Source organism: Streptomyces sp. NPDC012474 (assembly GCF_042955185.1).
GTDB classification, from domain to species: Bacteria; Actinomycetota; Actinomycetes; order Streptomycetales; family Streptomycetaceae; genus Streptomyces; species Streptomyces cahuitamycinicus.
In genome coordinates, this window is the sequence record NZ_JBIBEP010000009.1 from 287170 (window position 1) to 300813 (window position 13644).

At 70.6% G+C, this 13644-nt stretch carries 14 protein-coding genes; 9 read left to right on the plus strand and 5 right to left on the minus strand.

Annotated features, from left to right (window positions below; translation table 11 throughout):
• The first annotated feature begins 2 nt into the window (after window positions 1-2).
• The 3 genes from atpD (at window position 3) to ACFY9S_RS21825 (ending at window position 2518) form a co-directional block, all read left to right on the plus strand.
• Window positions 3-1451, plus strand: coding sequence for a F0F1 ATP synthase subunit beta (gene atpD / locus ACFY9S_RS21815; RefSeq protein ID WP_391131032.1), 1449 nt, complete (start codon window positions 3-5; stop codon window positions 1449-1451).
• 111 nt (window positions 1452-1562) lie between these two features.
• Window positions 1563-1940 (plus strand): F0F1 ATP synthase subunit epsilon, encoded by a 378-nt coding sequence (locus ACFY9S_RS21820; RefSeq protein ID WP_391131035.1) that lies wholly within the window; start codon window positions 1563-1565, stop codon window positions 1938-1940.
• 131 nt (window positions 1941-2071) lie between these two features.
• On the plus strand, window positions 2072-2518 hold the full coding sequence (locus ACFY9S_RS21825) for a DUF2550 domain-containing protein (RefSeq protein ID WP_102908177.1): 447 nt from the start codon (window positions 2072-2074) through the stop codon (window positions 2516-2518).
• 79 nt (window positions 2519-2597) lie between these two features.
• Here the strand turns inward: ACFY9S_RS21825 and ACFY9S_RS21830 are convergent, their stop codons facing one another.
• The 3 genes from ACFY9S_RS21830 to ACFY9S_RS21840 all read right to left on the minus strand — a co-directional run bounded on the left by ACFY9S_RS21830 (window position 2598) and on the right by ACFY9S_RS21840 (window position 6376).
• The gene (locus tag ACFY9S_RS21830; protein ID WP_391131038.1) at window positions 2598-4421 is read right to left on the minus strand and encodes a glycosyl hydrolase family 18 protein; all 1824 of its coding nucleotides are present in this window, start codon (window positions 4419-4421) and stop codon (window positions 2598-2600) included.
• Between the two features lie 123 nt (window positions 4422-4544).
• The gene (locus tag ACFY9S_RS21835; protein WP_391131041.1) at window positions 4545-5186 is read right to left on the minus strand and encodes a response regulator; all 642 of its coding nucleotides are present in this window, start codon (window positions 5184-5186) and stop codon (window positions 4545-4547) included.
• Window positions 5183-6376: a histidine kinase gene (locus ACFY9S_RS21840; RefSeq protein ID WP_391131045.1), complete on the minus strand. Its 1194-nt coding sequence runs from the start codon at window positions 6374-6376 to the stop codon at window positions 5183-5185. Before ACFY9S_RS21840 ends, ACFY9S_RS21835 begins: the two co-directional genes overlap by 4 nt.
• Before the next feature lie 152 nt (window positions 6377-6528).
• Here ACFY9S_RS21840 and ACFY9S_RS21845 point away from each other — a divergent pair, with 152 nt between their 5' ends.
• Together ACFY9S_RS21845 and ACFY9S_RS21850 are read left to right on the plus strand one after the other, a co-directional pair.
• Window positions 6529-7107, plus strand: a complete 579-nt coding sequence (locus tag ACFY9S_RS21845; RefSeq protein WP_391131048.1) for a hypothetical protein — start codon at window positions 6529-6531, stop codon at window positions 7105-7107.
• Entirely contained in the window at window positions 7104-7292 is a 189-nt protein-coding gene (locus tag ACFY9S_RS21850) for a DUF5708 family protein (protein ID WP_391131051.1), read from the plus strand. The genes ACFY9S_RS21845 and ACFY9S_RS21850 overlap by 4 nt, the downstream gene beginning before the upstream one ends.
• Here the strand turns inward: ACFY9S_RS21850 and ACFY9S_RS21855 are convergent.
• Window positions 7289-7861: a cob(I)yrinic acid a,c-diamide adenosyltransferase gene (locus tag ACFY9S_RS21855; protein ID WP_391131054.1), complete on the minus strand. Its 573-nt coding sequence runs from the start codon at window positions 7859-7861 to the stop codon at window positions 7289-7291. The genes ACFY9S_RS21850 and ACFY9S_RS21855 overlap by 4 nt on opposite strands.
• A 280-nt stretch (window positions 7862-8141) precedes the next feature.
• Here ACFY9S_RS21855 and ACFY9S_RS21860 point away from each other — a divergent pair, with 280 nt between their 5' ends.
• From ACFY9S_RS21860 to ACFY9S_RS21870, 3 genes are all read left to right on the plus strand, one after another.
• A complete protein-coding gene (locus ACFY9S_RS21860; protein WP_391131057.1) occupies window positions 8142-8990 on the plus strand; it encodes a 3-hydroxyacyl-CoA dehydrogenase NAD-binding domain-containing protein in 849 nt (282 codons plus the stop codon).
• 150 nt (window positions 8991-9140) lie between these two features.
• Entirely contained in the window at window positions 9141-9464 is a 324-nt protein-coding gene (locus ACFY9S_RS21865; protein WP_003993003.1) for an STAS domain-containing protein, read from the plus strand.
• A gap of 266 nt (window positions 9465-9730) precedes the next feature.
• Entirely contained in the window at window positions 9731-12241 is a 2511-nt protein-coding gene (locus ACFY9S_RS21870; RefSeq protein WP_391131060.1) for an ATP-binding protein, read from the plus strand.
• A 67-nt stretch (window positions 12242-12308) separates the two neighbouring features.
• Here the strand turns inward: ACFY9S_RS21870 and nucS are convergent, their stop codons facing one another.
• Window positions 12309-12980: an endonuclease NucS gene (gene nucS, locus ACFY9S_RS21875; protein WP_180989840.1), complete on the minus strand. Its 672-nt coding sequence runs from the start codon at window positions 12978-12980 to the stop codon at window positions 12309-12311.
• Between the two features lie 253 nt (window positions 12981-13233).
• On the opposite strand from nucS, the gene ACFY9S_RS21880 reads away from it, so the two are divergent.
• On the plus strand, window positions 13234-13626 hold the full coding sequence (locus ACFY9S_RS21880; protein WP_030246492.1) for an SCO5389 family protein: 393 nt from the start codon (window positions 13234-13236) through the stop codon (window positions 13624-13626).
• The last annotated feature ends 18 nt before the right edge of the window (window positions 13627-13644 follow it).

Below are 13644 nucleotides of genomic sequence, written 5' to 3' on the forward strand. Positions count from 1 at the left end.
AAATGACCACCACTGTTGAGCCGACCGCTCCTGCTGGCGTGGCCACTGGCCGCGTCGCGCGGGTCATCGGCCCGGTCGTCGACGTGGAGTTCCCCGTCGACGCGATGCCGGAGATCTACAACGCCCTTCACGTCGAGGTCGCCGACCCGGCGCTCGCGGGCGAGAAGAAGACGCTGACCCTCGAGGTCGCCCAGCACCTGGGCGACGGCCTGGTCCGCGCCATCTCCATGCAGCCCACCGACGGCCTGGTCCGCCAGGCCCCGGTGACCAACACCGGCGCGGGCATCACCGTCCCGGTCGGCGACTTCACCAAGGGCAAGGTGTTCAACACCCTCGGTGAGGTGCTGAACAGCGACGAGGTGCACGAGGGCGAGCGCTGGTCCATCCACCGCAAGGCCCCCGCGTTCGACCAGCTCGAGTCGAAGACCGAGATGTTCGAGACGGGCCTGAAGGTCGTCGACCTGCTCACCCCGTACGTCAAGGGCGGCAAGATCGGTCTGTTCGGTGGTGCCGGTGTCGGCAAGACCGTGCTGATCCAGGAAATGATCATGCGTGTCGCCAACCTCCACGAGGGCGTCTCCGTCTTCGCGGGCGTCGGCGAGCGCACCCGTGAGGGCAACGACCTCATCGCGGAGATGGAAGAGTCCGGCGTTCTGGACAAGACCGCCCTGGTCTTCGGCCAGATGGACGAGCCCCCGGGCACCCGTCTGCGCGTGGCCCTGGCCGGCCTGACGATGGCGGAGTACTTCCGTGACGTCCAGAAGCAGGACGTGCTGTTCTTCATCGACAACATCTTCCGCTTCACCCAGGCCGGTTCCGAGGTGTCGACCCTGCTCGGCCGTATGCCCTCCGCGGTGGGCTACCAGCCGAACCTGGCCGACGAGATGGGCACCCTCCAGGAGCGCATCACCTCGACCCGTGGTCACTCGATCACCTCGATGCAGGCGATCTACGTCCCCGCGGACGACCTGACCGACCCGGCCCCGGCCACCACCTTCGCCCACCTCGACGCGACGACGGTGCTCTCCCGTCCGATCTCCGAGAAGGGCATCTACCCGGCCGTGGACCCGCTGGACTCGACGTCCCGCATCCTCGACCCGCGGTACATCTCGGCGGAGCACTACAACGCCGCGATGCGCGTGAAGAACATCCTGCAGAAGTACAAGGACCTGCAGGACATCATCGCGATCCTCGGTATCGACGAGCTCGGCGAGGAGGACAAGCTCGTCGTCCACCGTGCCCGTCGCGTGGAGCGCTTCCTGTCCCAGAACACCCACGCCGCCAAGCAGTTCACCGGCGTGGACGGTTCGGACGTGCCGCTGGACGAGTCGATCGCCGCGTTCAACGCGATCTGCGACGGCGAGTACGACCACTTCCCGGAGCAGGCGTTCTTCATGTGCGGTGGTCTCGAGGACCTGAAGAAGAACGCGAAGGAGCTCGGCGTCTCCTGAGCCCCGTGCTCGTCGGAGGGGGCGGGGTTCGTCCCGCCCCCTCTGCCACGCCTACTAGACTTGTAACCAACACCCGGCACCCACGCCGGGTGGTGACCCGAGGAGCCACCCTTGGCTGCTGAGCTGCACGTCGCGCTGGTCGCGGCCGACCGTGAGGTCTGGTCCGGCCAGGCCACCCTGGTCGTCGCGCGCACCACGTCCGGCGACATCGGCGTCATGCCCGGTCACCAGCCGCTGCTCGGTGTGCTGGAGTCGGGCCCGGTGACCATCCGTACGAGTGAGGGCGGGACGGTCGTCGCCGCGGTCCACGGCGGATTCATCTCGTTCGCGGACGACAAGCTCTCGCTTCTGGCGGAAGTCGCCGAGCTGTCGGACGAGATCGATGTCCAGCGCGCGGAGCAGGAGCTCGAGCGCGCGAAGGCGGATGACGACGCGGAGGCCCGGCGCCGCGCGGACGTCCGTCTGCGGGCTGCCACGGCGGCGCGCTGACCGGAGTCCGCCGTGTGATGACGTCACTCAGCCGCGGCTGGGTACCGGAGAGATCCGGACCCAGCCGCGGCTGAGGCGGATGTGGGTGATTTTTACGTTCCGTTACCTAGGAGACGAGGAGGTCGGTGTCGATGGTCCTCGCTCTGACTGTGTGCGGAATCGTGGTGGCCCTCGTGGTGGTGGGCCTGTTCGTCTTCGGTCTGCGCCGCCGGCTGATCCAGCGCTCGGGCGGCACCTTCGACGCCAGCCTGCGCTGGGACGCCCCGGCCGAGGGTGACACCGACGGCAAGGGCTGGGCGTACGGGGTGGCCCGGTACAACGGGGACCGCGTCGAGTGGTACCGCGTCTTCTCCTACTCCCCGCGACCCCGCCGCACCCTGGAACGGTCCGCGATCGAGGTGGCCGGCCGCCGGGTCCCGGAGGGCGAGGAGGAGCTGGCGCTCCTCTCCGACCATGTGATCCTGGCCTGTCTGCACCGGGGCACGCGTCTGGAACTCGCGATGAGCGAAGACGCGCTGACCGGTTTCCTCGCGTGGCTCGAGGCAGCCCCGCCCGGACAGCGAGTGAACGTGGCGTAGCCACGTTCACTCGCTGTGTGTGGTTCCCCCCGGATGAAGTCCGGGGAGACGTCAACGTGGCGTCATCCGCCGAATCTGTTTACGACAGGCCGCTGTCGATGGCGGTCGCCAGCTCTCCGTTCGCGGTGTCACCGCTGAACTCCCAGAAGAACGCGCCGCCGAGCCCCTGGTTCTTCGCCCAGCTCATCTTCCCGGCGATCGTGGCCGGAGTGTCGTACGACCACCAGTTGCTGCCGCAGTGCGCGTACGCGGTGCCGGCGATGGTGCCGGTGGACGGGCAGGAGTTCTTCAGGACCTTGTAGTCCTCGATGCCCGCCTCGTACGTGCCCGGTGCCGCGCCGGTGGCCGAGCCGCCCGGGGCGGACTGGGTGACACCGGTCCAGCCGCGGCCGTAGAAGCCGATGCCGAGCAGGAGCTTCTCGGACGGGACGCCCTTGGCCTTCAGCTTGGCGATCGCGTCGGCCGAGTTGAAGCCCGCCTGCGGGATCCCCGGGTAGGACGTGAGCGGGGAGTGCGGGGCGGTCGGGCCGTCCTTGTCGAAGGCGCCGAAGTAGTCGTACGTCATCACGTTGTACCAGTCGAGGTACTGGGCGGCGCCGCCGTAGTCGGCCGCGTCGATCTTGCCGCCGGAGGAGCCGTCGGCGGTGATGGCCGCGGTGACCAGGTAGTCCTGGCCGAACTCGGCACGCAGTGCCCGGGAGAGGTTCCTGAACGCCGCCGGACCCGAGGTGTCGCAGGTCAGGCCGCAGGCGTTCGGGTACTCCCAGTCGATGTCGATGCCGTCGAAGACGTCGGCCCAGCGCGGGTCCTCGACCACGGCCTTGCAGGACTTGGCGAACGCGGCCGCGTTCTGCGCCGCCTGGCCGAAGCCGCCGGAGTAGGTCCAGCCGCCGAAGGAGTACAGCACCTTGATGTGCGGGTACTTGGCCTTCAGCTGGCGCAGCTGGTTGAAGTTGCCGCGCAGCGGCTGGTCCCAGGTGTCGGCGGTGCCGCTGACGGACTGGTCGGCGGTGTAGGCCTTGTCGTAGGCGGCGTAGGTGTCGTCGACGGTGCACTGGCCGTTCTTGACGTTGCCGAAGGCGTAGTTGATGTGGGTGATCTTCGACGCCGAGCCTGAGGTCACCAGGTTCTTGACGTGGTAGTTGCGGCCGTAGACGCCCCACTCGGTGAAGTAGCCGAGCTTGATCTTGTCGCCGGTGGGCGGCTCGGTGGTGCCGCCGGTGGTGCGGACCCGGACGGCGCCGCTGACCGGGCCGGTCTGGTCGGCGGTGTCACGGGCCTGGACGGAGTAGGAGTAGTCGGTGCCGGCGGTGAGGCCGGTGCCGGTGTACGAGGTGCCCGTCACGGTGGCGACCTTGGAGCCGTCGCGCAGGACGTCGTAGTTCTTGACGCCCTTGTCGTCGGTGGCGGCGGACCAGGACAGCTTCACCGAGGTGTCGGTGATGTCCGAGGCGGTCGGGGTGCCGGGGGCGCTCGGCGCGCTGTCACCGGGTTCGGTGGTGCCGCCGTCGCAGCTGCCGCCGTTGAGCTCGCAGTTCGCCGGGGAGCCTGAGCCGCTGCCGTTGAAGCCGAAGGAGACGGAGGCGCCGGGGGCGAGGGTGCCGTTCCAGGACTTGTTCTTGGCGGTCCAGTGGGTGCCGGAGGAGGTGACGTCGGCGTCCCAGGAGGAGGTGACGGAGGTACCGGAGGGGAAGTCCCACTCGACGGTCCAGGAGCTGAGGGCCGTGGTGCCGGTGTTCTTCACCGTCCACTTGCCTTCGAAGCCGGAGCCCCAGTCCTGGGTCTTGGCGTAGGTGGCGGTGGCGGACGTCGCGGCCTGGGCCGGGCTCGCCAGGCCTACGAGGCCGGCCAGCGGGAGCAACAGGGTCGCGAACCCTGCCACGGCTCTGTGTCCGAAGCGCATGCTGCGCCTCCTTGATGGAGTTGTGGGGGCGTGACTGAGCCTCACGCCCACTCATGGTGCGGTGAGAATAGAAAGGTCTGGACCACCGGTCAATAGGTCTGGACCACCAGCGTCGAACGCGGTTCAGACACCCAACTCCTGGGCCAGCACCGCGGCTTGCACCCGGCTCCGCAGCTCCAGCTTCCCCAGCAGCCTGCTGACGTGGGTCTTCACGGTCGCCTCGGCCATGTCGAGCCGCTCCGCGATGCCCGCGTTGGACAGACCCTGGCCGAGGCAGGACAGCACCTCGCGCTCCCGCCTGGTCAGCTGTTCGAGCACCGTCGGATCGGCCGCGGGTTCCCGGGCGGGCTTCGCGGCGAACTCCGCGATCAGCCGCCGCGTGACCGCCGGGGCGATCAGCCCCTCCCCGCGCGCGACCGTCCGCACGGCCTCCAGCAGCTGTGTCGCCTCGGTGTTCTTCAGCAGGAAGCCGGACGCGCCCGCCCGCAGCGCCCCGAAGACGTACTCGTCGAGATCGAAGGTGGTCAGCACCAGCACATCCGCCAGCCGTTCCCCGACGACCTGCCGGGTCGCCGACACCCCGTCCAGACGCGGCATCTGAATGTCCATCAGCACCAGGTCCGGCCGCAGCTCGTGGGCCAGCGCCACGGCCTGTTCGCCGTCCGCCGCCTCGCCGACCACCTCGATGTCGGGCGCGCTGCGCAGGATGAGTACGAGCCCTGCGCGGACGGCGGACTGGTCCTCGGCGACCAGGACGCGGATCATGCGGTGTCTCCTTCGAGGCTGTGGCTGACGGGGAGGATGGCGCGGACCACCCAGATCTTGCCCTCGGGTGAGTCCTCGGGGGCGGCTTCGAACGTGCCGTCGAGCAGGGCCACGCGTTCCCTCATGCCGACCAGACCCGCGCCGGAGCCGGGAGCGCGCGGGGCGTCCCGGTCCCCGTAGGGGCTTCTCACGCCGACGACGAGTGAGCCGTCCCGCCGGGCGAGTGACACCGTGACCGGGCCCGGGGCGGCGTGCTTGAGCGCGTTGGTCAGCGACTCCTGCACGATGCGGTAGGCGGCGAGCTCGACGGGTGCGGGCACCTCGCTCCGTTCGACGTCGAGGGTGACGTCGAGGCCGTTGGCGCGGGCACCCTCCACGAGTGAACCGAGACCGTCGAGCGTGGGGGCGACGGACGGTTCCGCGTCGCCGCTGCTGTCGCGCAGGATGCCGATCAGCCGCCGCATCTCGGCGAGCCCCGCCACGCTGTTCTCCCGGATGACCACGAGCGCCTCCTGGGAGGTCTTCGGATCGTCGAGGGACAGCGCGGCGGTGGAGTGGATGGCGATCGCGGACAGATGGTTGGCGACCAGGTCGTGCAGTTCGCGCGCCATCCGGGCACGTTCGGCGGTGACCGCCTGGGTGCGGTCCATCTCGGCGAGCAGCGCGGTCTGCTCGGCGCGCAGCCGGGCCGCCTCGGCGGCGTCGCGGTGGTTGCGGACGATCAGGCCGGTGGCGGCGGGGGCGAAGGTGACGAGGCCGGTGATCACACCGATCAGCAGCGCCTCGGGCTCGCGCCAGACCGCGAACGGCACCACGGCTCCGGCCACCGTGAGCAGCCCGGTGATCCGCGGGATGCGGTGGGCCGAGGCGGGCGGACCGTACAGGACGGCCGCGTACATCAGGTCGGTGTACATCAGGATCGTCACCAGGTTGCCCTGGGTGACGGTGTCCAGGACGATCGCGGGCGTGCCGATCAGCAGAGCGGTGCGGGGGGCGGCCCGGCGCAGCAGCTCGCAGCCCGCCATGACGACGAGCGGCAGCAGAAGCGGCCAGCGCCCCGGCAGGAGCACGTACGGCTCGGTGTGCGGCCGGGTGGCCAGACCGACGCCCCACAGCAGCAGCCCGCCGAGCAGGCCGCCCAGCGCGACGTGGACGTCGAAACGGCGGGGACGGGGGAGTCGTACGGCCATGTCACCATCCAACACGGCCGTCGCGCCCTGCGCGTGATCCCCGCGGAGGGTCCCCGACTGCATCCTTCGATGTACCGCGGGTTCGTCAGTCGCGACGACGATTCCGGACGCGCCGCACGGGAGCCTGGAAAGGTGACCGAGAGGAGCGAACCGTGATCGTCGCCTTGATCGCAGCCTGCGAGATCGGCTTCTGGGTGCTGCTGACGGCCGGGCTGTCCGTCCGCTACCTGCTGCGCATGCCGCGTACGGGGCTGGCGCTGTTGCTGTGCGAGCCGCTGCTGGAAGTCGTCCTGCTGGTCGCCACCGCGCTGGATTTGAAGAACGGTGCCGAGCCGAACTGGACGCACGGCCTGGCCGCGCTGTACATCGGCTACACCATCGGGCACGGCCACCGCACGGTGAAGTGGCTGGACGGCCACGCCGCCCACCGGCTGGGCGGCGCCCCGAAGCCGATCGGCCCGCCCCGCTACGGCATGGCCCGGGCGCGTCACGAGGGCAAGGTCTGGCTGGGCACGCTGGTGGGCGCCGTCGTCGCGACCGTGCTTCTCCAGCTCGCCATCTGGTACGTGGACGACCCGAGTCGCGTCACGTCCCTGGAGAGCTGGCGCTGGGTGGCCTGGCGCACGGCCGGGATCCACGGCCTGATCGCGCTGAGCTATGCGATCTGGCCGCGGCGCGCTCCCGCGGGGGAGCCGGAGGCGCGGCTGGAGAAGGAGAGGGTGCAGCGGTGAGCAAGGCCCGCGGAAATCTGGTGGAGGGGATCGTCACCTTCGTGATCGGCCTCGGACTGTGGCTGTTCACCGGCGATGTGGAGGTCCCCGTCGTCACCCTCACGAAGGTCGGCGTCGTGATGATGTGCGTCGGTGGCGTGCTGGTCGCCTCCGGCCTGTGGCAGGAGGCGCGCGGCAAGAACTAACGCTCCCCGCCCGGTACCCACAGCACGTCCCCGGCCTCCTTGTTCGCCGTCCTCGCGAGGATGAACAGGAGGTCGGAGAGGCGGTTGAGGTAGGTCGCCGTCAGGGGGTTCATCGTCTCGGCGTGAACCTCCAGGGCGGACCACGTCGAGCGCTCCGCCCGGCGTACGACGGTGCAGGCCTGGTGGAGCAGGGCCGCGCCGGGGGTGCCGCCGGGGAGGATGAAGGAGCGGAGCTTCTCCAGCTGCCCGTTGAAGTGGTCGCAGTCCGCCTCGAGCTTGTCGATGTAGAACTGCTCGACCCGCAGGGGCGGGAACTCCGGGTTCTCCACCACCGGCGTGGACAGGTCCGCACCCACGTCGAACAGGTCGTTCTGGACGCGGGTGAGAACCGCGACGACCTCCTCGTCGAGACCGCCCAGCGCGATCGCCGTGCCGATCACCGCGTTCGCCTCGTTGGCGTCGGCGTACGCGGAGATCCGCAGGTCGGTCTTGGCGACCCGGCTCATGTCGCCGAGGGCGGTGGTGCCCTGGTCGCCGGTCCTGGTGTAGATGCGCGTCAGATTGACCATGTGGCCAATCTAGACGTAGGTGTCAGGGACTCACCTCCTCACCTGCGGCGGGCGAACCGGACCACGGCCCGCACCCACGCGGGTCGCGGGGCGTCGACACCCCGGCGCAGGCCGGTCCGTGAGGCGCCAACCGGCGTAAAAAGCAAGGAAATATGGGACGTGACAGGGGTCTCACTCCGTGAGACGTGAAACGCGTTACTAAGTCAGGCGCACGCCGCCTCACGAACGCTAGTGTCCGCCCGAGAGGCAGACATAAGCAGCGCGTCAGGGGAGTCGCACAGTGGCAGGGAAGCTCGCCGTCATCGGGGCCGGCCTCATGGGAGCCGGCATCGCCCAGGTCTCCGCTCAGGCGGGCTGGGAGGTGGTCCTGCGTGACGTCACCGACGAAGCACTGACGCGGGGCACCGACGGCATCAAGGCGTCGTACGACAAGTTCGTCGCCAAGGGCAGGCTGGAGGCGCACGACGCCGATGCCGCCCTGGCCCGCATCACCGCGACCACCGACCTGGACGCCGCGGCCGACGCGGACGTCGTCGTCGAGGCCGTGTTCGAGAAGCTCGAGGTCAAGCACGAGATCTTCCGCACGCTCGACAAGATCGTGAAGGACGACGCGATCCTCGCGTCCAACACCTCCGCCATTCCGATCACCAAGATCGCGGCGGCCACCGAGCGCCCGGAGCGGGTCGTCGGCACGCACTTCTTCTCGCCGGTGCCGCTGATGCAGCTGTGCGAACTCGTCCGCGGCTACAAGACCAGCGACGAAACCCTCGCCACGGCCCGGCGGTTCGCCGAGTCGGTCGGCAAGACCTGCATCGTCGTCAACCGGGACGTCGCCGGCTTCGTGACGACCCGTCTCATCTGCGCCCTGGTCGTCGAGGCCGCCAAGCTGCAGGAGTCGGGCGTGGCCAGCGCCGAGGACATCGACCTCGCCTGCAAGCTGGGCTTCGGCCACGCCATGGGCCCGCTGGCGACGGCGGATATGACCGGCGTCGACATCCTGCTGCACGCCACGAACAACATCTACACCGAGTCCCAGGACGAGAAGTTCGCGGCTCCCGAGTCGATGCGCCGGATGGTTGACGCCGGTGACATCGGACGCAAGAGCGGGCAGGGCTTCTACAAGCACTGAAACCGCACATGCCCCGGGCCCATCACACGCCAGGGTGAATTCGGTATCGGTTCGCTTACAAGAAGCAACCTCTGACTCCTCCACACAGTCAGAGGTTGCATCACCCACATCCAGAACGCGGAGCACGATTCGCACGCACGGGGAGCGCATATGCACATCAGGGGCGACCACGCCGAGCTGGTCGTCGGGGGCCGCCTCGACGTCCGGAGCGCGGCGGACGCCCGTACGGTCCTGCACTCGGCCGTCGACGACGGAGTCGGCGATCTGGTGCTGGACCTGTCCGAACTGGACTCCTGGGACGCCACCGGACTGGGCGTGATCATGGGAGCCCACCGGCGGGCCGGCCGCTGCGGCCGGCGCCTGGTGCTGCGCGGAGTACCGCCGCAGATGCAGCGCCTGCTGGTGGCCACCCGCCTGCACCGGATCCTGGCGATCGAGGGGGGCATCGGGGTGGAGACCCTTCCCCGCGTGTGACGCCTCGTACGGGTGTGAGGCGGGCGACCGGGGAGACCCGGACGCACGTCGTCGCATCGTGCGACGCGCACAATCCTCACGAGACCGTGACGTTACGGACGGCGCGGTACCCCGGACTGTCGTAGATACTGTGCGAAGGTTTAGGGTTCGGCTGCCCGCTGCCTTGACACCCTTCGGCGGGACCGGACCAGAAGCGACAGCGCGGTGTGCAGCAAGGCCGGGAGGGGCTTTTCCGAGCACACACACGCTTTTGGGGGGCTTGACCTATGGATCCTGACAACCAGGGACCCGAGGAGTACGGCCACGAAGGTGACGGCCCCGCGCCGCGCCAGCGCCCTTCCAGGGAATCCCTCACACCCGACTTCGCGCAGCACGCGCCGGCGCTCGCCCGCACGGTGCAGCTCGTCTCCGGCGACTTCCTGCTGACCGTCAACCCCGTCGACGGCAGTGAGATAGAGGCCTGCCCGCCCGCCGAACGACCCGCCCGGCCCGTGAAGCTCACCGCGGCCGAGCGCGCCGAGGCCGAGCGCGCGGCCAGCCCGCCCGTCCCGCCCGGACCCGCGCTGCCCGTCCTGCCGCTGCTGGCCCGCCAGGACGAACGCGAGAGCCTGGTGCGCCTGCTCGCCCGCGGCCGCTCCACGCGCCTCACCGGCGCGGCCGGCTCCGGCCGGACCCGCCTCCTCGACCTCGTCGCCGAGGACTGTTCCGACCTCGCCCCCGACGGCGTCGTCCGCCTCAACGGCTTCGGGCGCACCTCGGGCGACCTGCTGTACGACCTGTTCCACGCGGTGTACAGCGCCCCACTGCACCGCCCCGACCGGGACGAACTGCTCACCTACGTGCGTGAGATCGGCGCGGTCGTCGTCGTCGACGACCTGGAGTTCGGCGGCGCCGCGCTCGACGAGCTGCTGCGGGCCACCCCCGAGTGCGCCTTCCTGCTCGGCGCCACGCCGGACGTGCCCGCCCCCTCCGCCGACTCCGGCGTCGAGGAGGTCGCCCTCGGCGGACTGGAGCGCGCGGCCGGGCTCGACCTGCTGGAACACGCCGTCGGCCGGACCCTCACCGAGGACGAGTCCAACTGGGCGGGCGACCTCTGGTTCGAGTCCGAGGGCCTGCCGCTGCGCTTCGTCCAGGCCGGCGCCCTGCTGCGGCAGCGCGACCGGCTGCGCGCCGGCACCAGCGCCGTCGACGAGTTCGGCGTCTTCGAGGACGTGCCTCCGGCCGACCCCGCCGACGCCCACGACCTCGGTGACGACGTGCCGCTGCCCGCGCTCGGCGAGGCCGCCGCGCCCGCGCCGCTGCTCGCCTCCCGGCTGAGCGCCTCGGCCCGTGCCACCCTGCGGTTCGCCGTCGCCCTGGGCGGCGAGGTCCCGCACCAGGCGCACCTGCCCGCCCTGGTCGGTGACACGCACGCGGACGCCGCCCTCGGCGAACTGGCCGCCTGCGGTCTGGTCTCGCCGGTCGGCTCCCGCTACCGCCTCGCGGCCGGCGTACCGGCCCAGCTGGAGGCCGCCGGGTACGCCGAGGAGGCCGAGGCCGGTGCCCGCAGCGCCGCCCAGCACTACTCCTGGTGGGCCGGGCACCCCTCGGTCACCCCCGAGCGCGTGTGCGCCGAGGCCGACGCGGTGCTCGCCGCCCTGGCCGTCCTCGGACCGGCCACCCGCCCGCCCGCCGAGGACGAGGAGAGCGCGGCCGTCCACCTGGCCCGCACCGCCGCCCCCGCGTTCGCCGCCGGACTGCACTGGAGCGCCTGGGAGCGGGCCCTGCGGGCCGGCGCCGAGGCCGCCCGGCTCGCCGGGGACGTCGGCGAAGAGGCGTACTTCCACCACGAGATCGGTGTCCTCGCCCTGTGCGGGGGACAGCTCGACCGGGCCCGCGCCGAACTGGAGGCCTCCATCGGCCTGCGCGGCGCCCTGGCCGACAAGCGCGGGACCGTCGCCGGCCGCCGTGCCCTGGCCCTGGTCGCCGACCGCTCGGGCACGCCCATCGGGCTCGGGCCGACCGCGGGGGAGGAGGTGCCCGACGCCCGTGGCGAGGAGTCGGCGTCCCCGCCCGGCGGCGTTTCGGCGGCCTTCCCGAGGCTCCAGCAGCCGTCCTCCCCGGCGCTGGTCACGCACCGCAGCTCGCCCGCGCCCTCCCGAGGGACGCGGGGCGGCCTCAAGGGCCTGGCCCGGCGCAACCTCGTGGCGGCCGGCTCCGGTGCCCTGCTCGTCGCGGTCCTGGGCACGGTGGTGACGCTCGGCGCCACCTCCGACAAGGACCCGAACCCGCCGTCCGACCGGGTCGGCGTCAACCCGTCCGCCAGCCAGGGCATCAACGACGGCAGCCTCGGCGCCGACCGGCCGGCCGGCGACGGCGACGGCGACGGGAACAACGGCGGGGCGGCCCCCAGCCCGACGGACCCGGGCCCGGACGGCACACCCGGCACCTCGGACGACCCGACGCCCTCGGACTCCCCGAGCGGTTCGCAGGACCCGAGCACGTCCGCGTCGCCGTCGAAGCCGCCGTCGTCCTCGAAGCCGCCGTCCTCTCCGAGGCCGAGCTCGCCCAAGCCGCCGTCGTCCTCGACCAAGCCGCCGACGAGCCCGACCCCGTCGTCGCCGACGCCCACGCCGTCGGACCCTGGAACGGCCACACCGACGACCACACCACCGACGACCAGCCCGTCCACCTCCGACTCGGCCAGCGGTCCGGCGCCGAGCGCTCCCACAAGCACCACGGCGAGCGCGTCGCAGAGCACCACGGGTACGCCGAGCGGCCCGGAGACGGTGATCTGACACCCGTACAGACGAACAGGGCCGGGTCCGTTCCGCGGACCCGGCCCTGTTCGTCGTCGTACGGCTGTCAGAACAGCCGCAGCTTGTCGTCCTCGATGCCCCGCAGCGCGTCGTAGTCGAGGACCTGACAGCCGATGCCGCGGTCGGTGGCGAGGACGCGGGCCTGGGGCTTGATCTCCTGGGCAGCGAAGACACCGCGCACCGGGGAGAGGTGGGGATCGCGGTTCAGCAGCTCCAGATAGCGCGTGAGCTGCTCCACGCCGTCGATCTCACCGCGCCGCTTGATCTCCACCGCGACGGTCTTGCCGTCGGCGTCCCGGCACAGGATGTCGACCGGCCCGATGGCCGTCGGGTACTCGCGGCGGATCAGCGTGTAGCCCTCGCCGAGTGTCTCGATGCGGTCGGCGAGCAGCTCCTGGAGGTGCGCTTCCACGCCGTCCTTGATCAGGCCGGGATCGACGCCCAGTTCGTGCGAGGAGTCGTGGAGGACTTCTTCCATCGTGATGATGAGCTTCTCGCCCGCCTTGTTGACGACGGTCCAGACGCCCTCTTCCTCGCCGGTGCCCTCCTTCAGGGTGCAGGGCGGCGACATCCAGTTCAGGGGCTTGTAGGCCCGGTCGTCGGCGTGGATCGAGACGCTGCCGTCCGCCTTCACCAGGATCAGGCGCGGGGCCGAGGGAAGGTGGGCGGTGAGCCGCCCGGCGTAGTCCACGGAGCAGCGGGCAATGACGAGACGCATGGTCGGCAACGCTACTCGACGGGCGCCTGTCGACGCGATTCGCCCTGGAAAACACGTGTTCGGTAATGGCCGATTGTGTGCACGGTGTGCTCAGCGGGAGTGTCTCATCTGCGCATTTTCCTGGTGCCGTCACCGTCCGTTGCTTACCGTATGAACGGGAGGTCGCGAGGCGTGTACGCAGCGTGTCCGGTATCGCGAACTCCCCCTATCTGTCCGGCAACCCCTGCTCATCGGGGGTGCGAGAGGAGAACTCATGTCGCTCGACGTCTCACCGGCCCTACTCGAACAGGCCGAGCGAGGCGAGGTCGACGAAGCGGAATTCGTCGACTGCGTCCGGACCTCCCTGCCTTATGCGTGGGAGATGATCAGCTCACTGGTGGCCCAGCTGAAGGTGGACGGCGGCGCGTTCGCCGACAACCAGACGCCCCCGCCGGACGAGCAGGCACGCGGCCAGCTGCTGCGTGCGCTTGCGAGTGACGCGATACGCGGCGCGCTGCAACGGCACTTCGGTGTGCGGCTGGCTTTCCAGAACTGCCACCGGGTGGCCGTGTTCCCGCTTGACTCCTCGGTCGACGAGAAGCTGGGCCGCTTCACCTCGGTCCGCAGCCAGGTGCTCAACCAGTCACCCGAGTTCCGGGACTGCTGACGCGGCGCCGCTTGCTTG

What these genes read in the sequence shown, in the direction of transcription:
- atpD (WP_391131032.1), top strand. Translation starts at nt 3, where the DNA reads ATGACCACCACTGTTGAGCCGACCGCTCCTGCTGGCGTGGCCACTGGC.
- ACFY9S_RS21825 (WP_102908177.1), top strand. Translation starts at nt 2,072, where the DNA reads ATGGTCCTCGCTCTGACTGTGTGCGGAATCGTGGTGGCCCTCGTGGTG.
- ACFY9S_RS21830 (WP_391131038.1), bottom strand. Translation starts at nt 4,421, where the DNA reads ATGCGCTTCGGACACAGAGCCGTGGCAGGGTTCGCGACCCTGTTGCTC.
- ACFY9S_RS21835 (WP_391131041.1), bottom strand. Translation starts at nt 5,186, where the DNA reads ATGATCCGCGTCCTGGTCGCCGAGGACCAGTCCGCCGTCCGCGCAGGG.
- ACFY9S_RS21840 (WP_391131045.1), bottom strand. Translation starts at nt 6,376, where the DNA reads ATGGCCGTACGACTCCCCCGTCCCCGCCGTTTCGACGTCCACGTCGCG.
- ACFY9S_RS21855 (WP_391131054.1), bottom strand. Translation starts at nt 7,861, where the DNA reads ATGGTCAATCTGACGCGCATCTACACCAGGACCGGCGACCAGGGCACC.
- ACFY9S_RS21865 (WP_003993003.1), top strand. Translation starts at nt 9,141, where the DNA reads ATGCACATCAGGGGCGACCACGCCGAGCTGGTCGTCGGGGGCCGCCTC.
- ACFY9S_RS21870 (WP_391131060.1), top strand. Translation starts at nt 9,731, where the DNA reads ATGGATCCTGACAACCAGGGACCCGAGGAGTACGGCCACGAAGGTGAC.
- nucS (WP_180989840.1), bottom strand. Translation starts at nt 12,980, where the DNA reads ATGCGTCTCGTCATTGCCCGCTGCTCCGTGGACTACGCCGGGCGGCTC.
- ACFY9S_RS21880 (WP_030246492.1), top strand. Translation starts at nt 13,234, where the DNA reads ATGTCGCTCGACGTCTCACCGGCCCTACTCGAACAGGCCGAGCGAGGC.